Source organism: Halorubrum sp. Atlit-26R (assembly GCF_003666015.1).
In the GTDB taxonomy this organism is placed as follows: Archaea; Halobacteriota; Halobacteria; order Halobacteriales; family Haloferacaceae; genus Halorubrum.
Genome location: NZ_QPLT01000385.1, coordinates 1 through 521, shown reverse-complemented (window position 1 = coordinate 521; position 521 = coordinate 1). Strand labels below are relative to the sequence as shown.

1 pseudogene is annotated in these 521 nt (G+C 49.1%); it reads left to right on the top strand.

Going from position 1 to position 521, the window contains the following annotated elements:
- Positions 1-521 (top strand): annotated as a pseudogene (locus DVK07_RS23060) (hypothetical protein); the annotation flags it as partial.

Here is a 521-nt window from a genome sequence, read left to right as displayed (position 1 = left end):
TGCTTGCTCGAATCGCATCCACAACAGGCGATAAGATAGAGCAGACCGGCGAAAAGTCGGGTCTTCTTGGGGAAAGTAAAAAGGGAGACTTTGTGATTGATCTCAACGGTACACCAACAAAGATCTCCGTTGAAGCCAAGGACTCCTACTATTCTCAGCCCAAAATCGAGGAGGAAATGGAGGAGGCCATCGAAAATCGAGGTGCCTCATATGGGTTGTTCGTGGCCCGAAGTATAGACAATGTTCCAAACCACGTTGGCTGGTTCAACGAATATAATCAGAATCAACTGGTCATTGCTCTCAGCGATGGCGAGGATGAAGCGATGGCTCACGAACTCCTCAATATCGGCTACAAGTGGGCTCGAATGAGAGTGTTGGAACAGCAAGCTATGACCGGTGATGAGTTCGACTCCAGCGCGATCCGCGAAGAGATCGATTCCGCGGAACGAAATCTCAAAAGCTTCCAGAATATCAAACGGAAGTGTACGTCAATACGTGGCACTGCCGACGAGATCGAAGAA